This is a genomic window from Marinobacter sp., from assembly GCF_040904845.1.
GTDB lineage: Bacteria > Pseudomonadota > Gammaproteobacteria > Pseudomonadales > Oleiphilaceae > Marinobacter.
The window spans coordinates 12290-23124 of sequence record NZ_JBBDSR010000038.1 but is presented as its reverse complement, the minus strand read 5'-3'; the positions used below and the strand labels follow the sequence as shown (position 1 = coordinate 23124).

The window sequence follows — 10835 nt, the reverse complement described above, 5'->3', positions numbered from 1 at the left end:
TATTTCGTTACGATCCGAAATATAAAATTAATCTTTAAAGCTCGACTTTCTGAAAACAAAAAAACGATGGTACGGATTTTCATTTACCCGATAAGTCCGTATCAAGGTTACACCAGATACTTTTTCCAGATCACTCCGTATTCTAGATAACGAATATCCCGCCTTATTAATCTCCCAGTGATGTTCACCATCAAATACATGCTCTTTTAGGCGAACACGAGGACTGTGAATATGGAAATTAAAGGGGCCAACCTTGGGAATATGGATTACACATGGCCACGCAGCTTTTGCGTCAGGCAAACTGACAACTATTCCTTTTTTAGCCACACGAACCATTTCACGAAATATGGCTAGGCTCATTTCATATGGGACATGCTCCAACATCTGAAAAGCACATACGACATCGAACTCGCCATCACAAAAAGGCATACAATCTGCCGATCCCACGTAATCGGGCTGAAGCTCAGAATCAATATCCAGAGTTTTTACCTCCATCCCAAGCTGAGTAACTAAAGCTTTAAAAATCCCAGGCCCCGGCCCTATCTCAAGCACAGTTCCCGGAGAATATTCCAACACTTCACTTACTTGGTTCCACATGCTGGCCCAACGTTGCTTTGACATATAACTACTGAACTTATAATGATCTTTTTCAACTTGCTTTTTCATTACTCGACCTCACACTTGCACAGCAAACTATCCAAACCATCATCAATATATAAGAAAATGCGCCGGATAAGGAAAAAAGTGCAACAGCCCACAAATCACTATTGAGCACATAAAAGCCCACCAACAGGCCAATTATTTTCGCCCCTGTGCTGAATATTTCATAAAAAAGCAAGCCACGCTGAATACCTAAAGCTGGAACAGCGGCGACACTGGGCTTATTAATAAAGTTAAAGAAGAAAAAAACCGACAACCATTGCGCGTACTCGCCGGCAGAGGCCCACTCACTACCGAAAACAGTACTGAATAACCAAGGCCCGAAGGCGATCATCACGCTGAACGGTAAAAAGCCAATAGCAATCAAGGCTCCTGTAGCGCGAACTATATGTTTTTGGAGATTCTCACTCCGGCGTGCTGCTTCTGTAATTCGAGGGTAGAAAACATCGTTTACCGCTTTACCCAATAGCATTGCAGGCATCCCCATTACCATCTTCGCAATGGTATAGAACCCTGCAGCAGCAGGCCCAAAAAACGCGGCCAGCATAAGAACAGGCAGGCTTTGAGACCCAGCATTGATCAGATTCTGCGGTGCCCTATAGAGGGGAAAATCCCGATACCGCAGAAGCAGCTCGCGCAGTCGTACTTTTCGTCCCTTCTCCGAACTCGAAGAAACCGGATGATACTGCCTTTTCGCACCGATATATAATAATGCAGCCTGCAACACATGGCCTACCGTGGCCAGCGCGATCAGCGTTGCTCCAAAAGGATAAAGCCAACCAACACCAACTTTGGCACTGCTCAATATGAATGAATGCACTAGAGCGGTACGAGCGATGAGACCAAATTCCTGTTTTCTGATCAACCACTGTTCGACCGTCTGCATCAGTGCCGCAAACAGCATGGCCAGCGGAATAAGAATCAGGAACTTTTCAATTGCTTGTGCGCCAAGCAGGGTCGCCAGCCAACTGTCGCCTAGCGCCATCAATACACCTGCAACAACTGCAATGACAAACGACAAAACTACCGACAGCTTGACCAGGCCAAGCGCTTCACGCTCCTCTTCCGGCAGAACGATAGCAATGGGGTAGGCTAATGCGGCAAAAGGTACCACGACGGTCACGAGAGCCAGGTAGGTGCCCAGCAGACCAAATGCCTCGGGGCCATAAATGCGTGTGACAACGGGGGAAATAGCCATGGCAATCAGTTGGGCACCGGCAGTGCCCGAGCTGACCAGCGCTATATTTCGCGCTAGCGGACTATTCCATGTGCGGCTCAAAGCCTTTCTCGGAAAAGTCAGCAAGCTATTCATTCGCTCAGGTTCCATTGGATTTTCGGTTAGCTAGCGAATACGTTCTTAGATTCGCTGATTTTTATAACGCTCAAGCTGCATAATTTCCGACGTCTTAACTGACGCACAGGTTAGAGTCTACGTGAAACCAGACACTTTTTCAGGGTACGCAGTGGATCTGTGGTAATCTCTGGCCCGCCACTTAACTTACGGTAGAGTGCAATCACTTTCCCGCATCGTTGTATAAGACCATCGAGCGGATTATAGACCAATGATAATGAAACAATGTACACTTAACGTTCAGCTCGCACGTCAGTATTGGATGCATATCTGTAGGACAAAAAATGACATTACAACGCAAACACCCCTGCGACCATCAGCGCCCGACCTTTAGTATAATTACAGTTGTATTTAATGACGAAAACAATATCGAAAAAACCATTAAAAGCGTGCAGTCGCAAACATGCAAGGATTATGAGTATATAGTTATAGATGGAGGATCCAATGACAACACCCTGAGCATTTTGAAAAAACATAACGACCTCATAAATATTTTAATTAGCGAAGGCGACCTGGGAATTTATGATGCCATGAATAAGGGTGTGACAGTTGCCTCTGGCGAGTTTATTAGCTTCATGAACTCAGGGGATACATTTTTCAACATACAAACACTCGAAATTGTGCGCAATGAATTAAATAATGTTGACATACTGTATGGTCTCACAGAGTTTGTTGACAGCCAAGGAAACAAAACTCTATATAAACCCGAATCGCCTCTCCGATTTTACTTCAATCTCCCATTCAATCATCAATCCATGTTTATTAGAACCCAAATTCATAAAGAAAATTTGTACAATATTCGATTCCGAGTGTACGCAGACTTGGTACTTTTTTTTAAGTTAAGCAAAAAAAATATTATCTTTCGAGAATCAAACGTAGTTATCGCAACCTATGATTCGAATGGAATTAGCTCCAAGGTAACTCTAAGAACTCTACTTGAGAGATTTAGAGCTGGAAATATTGTACATGGAAGAATAAAAAATCTTCTTTTGTTTTCTTTTTTCTCTGCACGGCGCATTCTTAATGATGCCAAGTCTCGACTCAAAAAAAATTAGAAATAGCCAAGACTTTGGTATAATTCGATATAAGAATTCACTGCGCGCTCTTCAGAGAATTTATTTAATACTCGTTTTCGCCCGATTTTCACAGACCTCTCATATAAACCATTCGAGTCTCTGAGGTTCCTGATCGCTCTTGCAAACCCGACAACATCATCTACTTCACACAACAACTCGGGCATGTCTGGCCCGACTACTTCCGGCAAGGAGGAGCAATTCGAAGCAACTACTGGCAGCCCGCATGACATAGCTTCAACGGCAACCAATCCAAAGCCCTCTAACCTAGTAGGGAACAACAGCACATCATTTGAATGGTATTCGTGCACCAGATCTGCCACCGACCGTAGATAGCCAATGTTTTTCACCCTGTGGGCTATATCCGATATGTTGCCCCAGTCGTGCAAGTTTCCGGTCACTCTGAGCTCAAACCCTTCACCAAGTTCCCTCATAATCGCAGGCAAAAGATCGCTACCTTTACGCTTATTTAGCGAACCGATACACAGAACCCGAAAGGGCTTAGACTTACATTTCGTAACGGTTTTACGCTCCGGAAAGGCCTCGGTGTCTACCCAGTTATAAATTGTTTTTATACCTGAAGTGTCAAAAATATGTTCGGTCATTGTCGCCGTATATGCACTAACTGCAGTTACAGCAGTCGCTTTTCTAATTGACAACGCTTCACATCGTTTAACCCATAATTGGTGATACCAGCTCTGCGCACAGGATTTATAGGGTATCAACATAGGGTCATGAACACATGAGTGGACAGTCACTACCAATGGCAGGTTGTCGGGAATAAATCGACTGTGTAGCCATGAATTCACATGAACAAGTGACGCCCAAGAAGGAGCCTCTGGAACGCTAACGCTAAAGGGAAAATATTCTGCCCTTTTCGGCAACCAGGTAATTTCGGCTCGAACCCCTCTTTTATTAAGCGCCAAGACTAAACGCTCAGTATACTTGTCAACCCCTGTGCCGACTTGAACGGCAGGAAACCAGACTCCCCCGCTACCTGCAGACGTCATAGCTTTCACCGCTGGGATATTCTTTTGAGCTTAGTCGCATATCTCGTCGCTACGTGATTCCAGTCAAAACATAATTTCAATTGTTCTGAAGACTGCCACTCGGAGGTACGATCACCCGAACACTCGACAGGCTTTAACATCTGCGATACTGCGGAGGTTATGGCACGGGGATCCCCTGGCGGGACCACTGTCACAGAGCTCGTGTGCTCAATTACATCCTCAACCGCTGGCAGTTTCGATACCACAACCTTACAACCGCAGCCCAAAGCCTCCACCAGCACTAAACCCAAACCTTCCTGATCCCCCCCTTCTGCACGTACAAAAGGTGCCACAAAAACGCAGGCTCGCTGGTAGTATTGCGGTAGCTCATGCTGCTCAACTGCTCCTACGAATTCCACACTGTTGTCAAGGCTCAGGTTGGAAGCCTGATCCTTCAGATTGGCCTCTTCAGGACCAAACCCTACGACAATAAGCTTAGCTGCAGGGTGGTTGGAAAGAATCCCCGGCATGGCGTCTAACAGGTATTTCAACCCCTTTTTCTCTACCAGTCGGCCGACAAAAAGAATTTCATTGTTTGATCTCGCCACTGCCGGGTCATTAACAAAACGACCCGATAAATCCACGCCCATTGGCTCAACAGTAATCTCCTGGCACGCAATATCAATTCGGCGAGCTTCTTCTAGCATTGCTCGACTTACAACTGTACATGCATTCGCACGTCGGGCAACAAACCTCTTGAGTTTCTGAAAAATTGAAGAACGTAAAGAATATAAATCTGCACCGTGGGATGTTACCAAAAAGGGCACTTTGCAACCCAAGACAGAAAACATAGCGGCCATCAAGCCCTGCGGGATCAGCCAGTGAGCGTGAATAACATCGGGCTTCCAGGCTATTATGATTTTCAAGAACGCGAAAAACTGACCCAAGATTAACAGAGGCAACAGCGTCGCCTTTAATGGATTAGCCTTAATATTGCCGATTATTCCCCCATTATGTATAAGACTCTCGAAAGGAGAAGGTGCGTATCTGAAACGGATGATTCTGACATCATCAATAAATTCCAGGGAGCTAGCACCCTTTGAGCGGGGGCAAAGAACAGTGACCTCAAATTCTTGCGTAAGACGTTTACTAAGCTCATGAACAAAGCCCGGCTCATAGTCCCCAAGCCAGCGTGGATAGGTAGATGTCAAAACCAACAACTTCGCCTTTTTTTTACTCATCGATGAACCCGATATTGAGGTTACTCTTCAGTATCTTTATAGAGCAATGCCGTAATTTGCTCAGACACCAAGCCAACAAGGAAAATTATGAGCGATGTTGTGAACATCAATGCACTCATATTTGTGAATCTACCAGCAGAAGAGTACGTATAGCCATAATATCCAAGCCCTAAAAGAAATATGGAAAAAGAAATTGGTACAAATAACTTTAAGGGTGAGTAAAGAGTTCCTATCTTAAAAATAATGAGCAAAAACCGAAGACCATCCTTTAGTGGTTTTATATGACTTTTCCCCTGACGTTTAAGAACTTGCACCGGCTCATAGGCTACGGAGTAACCGGCCCTAAAAAAAGCCATGGTCGAGGTAGTTGGGTATGAAAATCCGTTTGGCAACAAACTCAGGAATTTAATAAACTTATTGCGCCACACGGCTCGGAACCCAGATGTCAGGTCTTCCACTCTCTGCCCGGTCATATACGAAGCTAACCGATTGTAAAAGCCATTGGCCAATTGGCGCCCAAATCCTGCCTGGCCATCATTATCGCGGGTCCCAACAACCATATCAAAACCTTCATCTAAACGGTTTAGCAGTCGGCCTATATCAAGTGCTTGGTGCTGCCCATCCCCATCCATTAAAACAAGAATATCCCCTGTTGCCGCTCTGACCCCGGATTTAATTGCCGCACCATTTCCTTTACTTACCTGATGATTAACCAATGTCGCTCCACTCTGACGTATGACTTGAGAAGAGTTATCAGTGGATCCATCATTAACGACGATAACCTCATGAAATTCCGACATACCCATCAGTTCGCTCAGCAGTCGCTTAAGATTATCCGCTTCATTTTTTGCAGGAATGACGACGCTAATTTTATATTTCATATATATTCCAAGAGTACCCTTGTTGGATAAAATTATTCAGAACAAGATCAACCTAATAGAAAATCACCCGTCATGGCCTGCACTTTCCAGTTTTTTGTCTATTCGTTCAAATAATGCAATATACTTCTCCATATCTCCAGAATCTATGCCTGAGCCCGCATCTCTTTCTATTGCAATTTCCAGAGCCTGCCGGGCCTCTTGATACATGTGCGCTCCCATGTACAGGGCCGCTAACCTCAATGCCGAGTCAGGAGAGGGGATCATGCGATCAACTTCAAGATAGTGGTGAAACGCACCGTCGCCATCGCCTATAGCCTTGAATATATTGCCGGCTATAACTTGCATGGAGGCAACTCCGGAGCGACTCGCGCCGTCTTCAAGCATAACATGGGTTCTACCAATAATATCTGCTATGACAGGAGCGATTTCCACGCACTTCCCAGATGCTACCACACCTTCCAAACTATCCGCTGTCGGACGCAAACCATCAGTCCAGCGATATAAACCCACCTCATTCTTTAAGTGATTTGGCTCCACCCTTTGAGAAAGACCGAAAGAGCATGAAATATTAATCATCATTAAAGGAATGCTCAGATCTTCTGGAAATTGCTCTCTAGAGACTTCCAGCTCACTCAATGCTGCTGGAGCCATTCCCCGCGATGCCAGGAAATGAGCATAGGTGCGCTGCGCCCTGGGAGAATCAGGCTGCTGGGCAGCCCAAACCGAGATGAGCCGCTCTTCGTTTCCCCACTCGCTTGCGTAACCCCAAGTAATTGCACCACACAGACTTATAAACAAACCGATTATAATCGGGGAAAACTTGTAGAGATCTCCGGAAAACCTCTTGAGTGCCATATAAAGCAGAGCAACGAAGACGAAAGCTACTCCCAATAAGGCCAGGTAATTCCGATGCTCAAAATATAGCTCCAGGGCGACTGTCGTCGACTCCAGAATATGGCCTGTAAAAAACCATAGAATCCCAAAGCTAAGGATTGGCCAACGCTTTCTTACAAACAGAGCGACCCCAATTGCTCCAACCAAGCCGAAAATCGATATTAAAGGAAGAAAAGATAGTAGTGAGTCAAATACGGGATAGGCATCGTGAAACAAGCTCAAGCGGTGAACTTTGAGAGAAAATATACTAATTATATAGTCCCAGATTACAACTGGCTCTGTTATCAACCTTTCCCATAGATTAAAATCTCGATATTTATATGTATCTATCCATTTCGGAATATACATTATATAAGATATCAAAATTAGCGAAGGAGCGTATAAAATTGTGGCGCGCCATGCCCGATATTTTTTTGATGAAACCAAACGGGAAAAAAGCGTTATCTCAATCACGCTTGCATAGACAGGCAACAACACCCCGGACTCTTTACTCAGGGTTGCGAGCACAGTAAACGCGCCAACGCCGAATGATAAAAAAACTAACTCCCACCAACTTGGATGTGCCCACTTAAGTCTAAAATACACAAAGAACAGCAAGCCGGAAACTGTGAAAAGTGTTGCCAACTGGGTCATTCTCTGGACTACGTAGAGAGTTGTCGAAACTTGTATAGGATGCAGCAACCACAACGCAGTCACGCTCAAGGAAAGCCAACCCGCTGTTGAACTCTTAAAAAATCGGGAAAAAAGAATATTGACTAAAGGGAATATCAACACCCCAATCAGAAGGTGAATCAGAACATTAGTTCTTTTAAAGCTAAATGGGCCGGAAGGCCATGCATTATCATTAATCAGGAAGCTAAGCTTGGAGATCGGCCGCCCAAGCGGACCAGCGTTACCTTTTTCAAGATAAGCTTTAAGCGAATCAACATCCGTAACCGGATTCTCGAGAACCTCCAGGTTGTCGAAATCATCAAGCAAAAATGGCCCTGTCAGACCTGCACTAAGAGCTAGCCAGGTACAGCCAAGCAACGACATAAACCCTACGCAAAGGAGAATCGCATGAAGCTTTGCGCTTTTACTTTCGTACGAGGGCGAACGGACATTGAGGTTCATAGTGTTGCCTAATTAAAAAAAAGCCCTCTCGAAAGAGGGCTTTTAATAACTCTGTTTTACTGAATTACTTGCGGCAGTTCGCTGGACGGTATTTTGCCTCGAGATCACCACCGGTGCAATCCACTTTCACACCAGATGGGCTACCAGTGACCAGGTATTCCATGGTCTTATCCTCGGTTGCAGTACCACCAAAGGCGGTCAGGGTATACTCCAACAACGCTCCACCAGTCGATGTAGAGAATGCAATACCCTTGATGTACTCGCTTTGATCCGCATCGGTGCTAATACCAGCAGCTGTAGTTGTTGCCGGGTAACCACCGGTACTGATGTAATACTCTGCCACAGTCGTTCTCGCTGCACTCGCGATGGTCAGAATTTCACTGACTTTGGCGCGAGTTGTGTAATCCTGGTAAGCAGGAATAGCTACCGCTGCCAGAATACCAATGATCGCCACAACAATCATCAGTTCGATCAGGGTGAAACCCTTTTGTACTCGGTTCATCTGCATGTTTTTCATTGTTCGACCTCTATGGTTGTCGTAGTTTCCAACTTTAGAAGGCTTCGAGGCCGGTGGAGTCTTGCCCCGCAACCGGTTTAAGCCTACGACTTAGAATGCAGGTATAATGCCAACCTTTTTAAAAAATTAAACCTGTTTTAATTCAACATGCTACGGAACAACCGAGAACCACTTCACACTTGGCTGCGGCGAAATTCGTGTTAATCATCGTCACTACATGACAATTTTCGTCACCGCAACCCAAGCCGCTGAGATACGGAACTTTTTCGATAGCCCATGATTCTATCGAAGACCATGCTTTACAGTTCGTGACTTTCCAAACCATGGCTGGACATCTAAACTCATGGCCATTCGCTCTTGGCAGAGTTTCAGCAACTTAGGCAGCACTCCTTATATCTTTTATGGCTACCAACAAATCTAACGTTACACTCACCGGTCTTGCGCGTCGCTTTGTGGAAGACGGCCATCTTGATGAGCCGGCCGCGAAAGATGCTTTCATTCAAGCCTCCCAGAACCGCATCCCGCTCATAACCTATCTTGTTCAGAACAACCTCGCGAACAGCAGCGGTCTCGCCTTTTCCGCCGCCATGGAGTTTGGGGTTTCCGTTCTCGACCTGAGTTCATTCCTGCCGGAAATGATGCCCGAGAAGGTTGTTGACGAGAAGCTGATTCGCAAACACAACGCGCTTCCCATCTATAGGCGAGGGAATCGCCTGTTTATCGCGGTTTCAGATCCGACTAACGTTCAGGCGCTGGATGAGATCAAGTTCAACACTGGCCTCAGTACAGACAGCATACTGGTCGACGATGCAAAACTCCGCGCAGCTATCGATAAGTATCTGGAATCCCAGGAAACGACCATGGGAGACCTCAACGATGCTGATCTTGAGGGAGTTGAAACCGAAGGCGGCGAGCAGGAAGACGACGGCGCAGTGTCTACCAGCGATGTCGATGACGCTCCAATCGTCAAATATGTGAACAAAATGTTGCTGGATGCGATCCGGGGCGGTGCCTCGGACGTTCACTTCGAGCCTTACGAAAAGGTGTATCGGGTGCGTTATCGCACCGACGGCATTCTTAAGGAAATGTCCCGCCCTTCCATCAAGCTGGCCCCCAAAATCTCAGCGCGGGTAAAAATCATGGCGCAACTTGATATCTCAGAGCGTCGGGTTCCCCAGGACGGCCGGATCAAAATGAAGCTTTCCAAAACCAAGGCCATCGATTTCCGGGTAAACACTCTGCCCACGCTGTGGGGTGAAAAAATTGTTTTGCGGATTCTGGACCCGAGCCAGGCCAAGTTGGGCATTGATGTGCTCGGGTATGAGGCTGACCAGAAACAGCTCTATATGGATGCCCTTCAACAACCCCAGGGCATGATCCTGGTGACCGGCCCCACCGGCTCCGGCAAGACCGTGTCTCTCTACACCGGCCTCAACATTCTCAATACGCCTGAATTGAACATTTCCACGGCGGAAGATCCGGCGGAGATCAACCTGGAAGGTATTAATCAGGTCAACGTGAACACCAGGGTGGGCCTTGGGTTCCCCGAGGCCCTTCGGGCGTTCCTGCGGCAGGATCCGGATGTGATCATGGTGGGTGAGATCCGGGACCTCGAAACCGCCAATATTGCCATCAAAGCCGCTCAGACCGGGCACCTGGTGCTTTCTACACTGCACACCAATAGCGCCGCGGAGACTCTGACACGGATGATGAACATGGGCGTGCCCGCGTTCAACATCGCCACATCAGTGAGCCTGATTATTGCGCAACGTCTGGGCCGACGGCTATGCAGCTGCAAGGAACCCGCTAAAGTGCCGAAGGAAATACTTTTGGAGGAGGGGTTCACACAGGAACAAATTGACACAGGCTTCACGTTGTACCGCCCTAAGGGCTGTGATAAATGCAATGGTGGATATAAAGGGCGTGTCGGTATTTACGAAGTGGTCAAGATTACCGACGAGCTGGCGAACATGATTATGGAAGAGGCCAGCTCCATTAAAATTGCAAAGCAGGCTAAGGCCGAAGGCTTCCAGAATCTCCGCCAGTCCGCCCTCTTGAAAGTAATCGAGGGTGTGACCAGCCTTGAGGAAGCCAACCGCGTGACGAAGGATTAACC

General features: G+C 46.6%; 9 protein-coding genes. 2 read left to right on the top strand and 7 right to left on the bottom strand.

Translation table 11 applies throughout. The features are described 5' to 3' along the window. Positions 1–27: 27 nt before the first annotated feature. A complete protein-coding gene (locus WD429_RS04135) occupies positions 28–666 on the bottom strand; it encodes a class I SAM-dependent methyltransferase (RefSeq protein ID WP_368420907.1) in 639 nt (212 codons plus the stop codon). Next, on the bottom strand, positions 650–1972 hold the full coding sequence (locus tag WD429_RS04130) for a lipopolysaccharide biosynthesis protein (RefSeq protein WP_368420906.1): 1323 nt from the start codon (positions 1970–1972) through the stop codon (positions 650–652). The genes WD429_RS04135 and WD429_RS04130 overlap by 17 nt, the downstream gene beginning before the upstream one ends. A gap of 323 nt (positions 1973–2295) precedes the next feature. On the opposite strand from WD429_RS04130, the gene WD429_RS04125 reads away from it, so the two are divergent. Continuing rightward, entirely contained in the window at positions 2296–3066 is a 771-nt protein-coding gene (locus WD429_RS04125) for a glycosyltransferase family 2 protein (RefSeq protein WP_368420905.1), read from the top strand. On the opposite strand, the gene WD429_RS04120 is transcribed toward WD429_RS04125, so the two are convergent. From WD429_RS04120 to WD429_RS04100, 5 genes are all read right to left on the bottom strand, one after another. Then, complete coding sequence (locus WD429_RS04120; protein ID WP_368420904.1) at positions 3063–4094, bottom strand: glycosyltransferase family 4 protein; 1032 nt, start codon at positions 4092–4094, stop codon at positions 3063–3065. The two genes, WD429_RS04125 and WD429_RS04120, sit on opposite strands and share 4 nt — an antisense overlap. A 5-nt stretch (positions 4095–4099) precedes the next feature. Continuing rightward, positions 4100–5314, bottom strand: a complete 1215-nt coding sequence (locus WD429_RS04115; RefSeq protein WP_368420903.1) for a glycosyltransferase — start codon at positions 5312–5314, stop codon at positions 4100–4102. Positions 5315–5334: 20 nt separating this feature from the next. Beyond that, a complete protein-coding gene (locus WD429_RS04110) occupies positions 5335–6195 on the bottom strand; it encodes a glycosyltransferase family 2 protein (RefSeq protein ID WP_368420902.1) in 861 nt (286 codons plus the stop codon). 63 nt (positions 6196–6258) lie between these two features. Continuing rightward, positions 6259–8202 carry a hypothetical protein gene (locus WD429_RS04105; RefSeq protein ID WP_368420901.1) on the bottom strand — a complete coding sequence of 648 codons (1944 nt, stop codon included), beginning with the start codon at positions 8200–8202 and terminating at the stop codon, positions 6259–6261. Between the two features lie 64 nt (positions 8203–8266). After that, positions 8267–8704, bottom strand: a complete 438-nt coding sequence (locus WD429_RS04100; RefSeq protein ID WP_368420924.1) for a pilin — start codon at positions 8702–8704, stop codon at positions 8267–8269. 416 nt (positions 8705–9120) lie between these two features. On the opposite strand from WD429_RS04100, the gene pilB reads away from it, so the two are divergent. Continuing rightward, positions 9121–10833: a type IV-A pilus assembly ATPase PilB gene (pilB, locus tag WD429_RS04095; protein WP_368420900.1), complete on the top strand. Its 1713-nt coding sequence runs from the start codon at positions 9121–9123 to the stop codon at positions 10831–10833. Positions 10834–10835: the final 2 nt, after the last annotated feature.

Coding starts and splice junctions, on each gene's coding strand:
- WD429_RS04135 (WP_368420907.1), bottom strand. CDS start 666: ATGAAAAAGCAAGTTGAAAAAGATCATTATAAGTTCAGTAGTTATATG.
- WD429_RS04100 (WP_368420924.1), bottom strand. CDS start 8,704: ATGAACCGAGTACAAAAGGGTTTCACCCTGATCGAACTGATGATTGTT.
- WD429_RS04125 (WP_368420905.1), top strand. CDS start 2,296: ATGACATTACAACGCAAACACCCCTGCGACCATCAGCGCCCGACCTTT.
- WD429_RS04130 (WP_368420906.1), bottom strand. CDS start 1,972: ATGAATAGCTTGCTGACTTTTCCGAGAAAGGCTTTGAGCCGCACATGG.
- WD429_RS04120 (WP_368420904.1), bottom strand. CDS start 4,094: ATGACGTCTGCAGGTAGCGGGGGAGTCTGGTTTCCTGCCGTTCAAGTC.
- WD429_RS04105 (WP_368420901.1), bottom strand. CDS start 8,202: ATGAACCTCAATGTCCGTTCGCCCTCGTACGAAAGTAAAAGCGCAAAG.
- WD429_RS04115 (WP_368420903.1), bottom strand. CDS start 5,314: ATGAGTAAAAAAAAGGCGAAGTTGTTGGTTTTGACATCTACCTATCCA.
- WD429_RS04110 (WP_368420902.1), bottom strand. CDS start 6,195: ATGAAATATAAAATTAGCGTCGTCATTCCTGCAAAAAATGAAGCGGAT.
- pilB (WP_368420900.1), top strand. CDS start 9,121: ATGGCTACCAACAAATCTAACGTTACACTCACCGGTCTTGCGCGTCGC.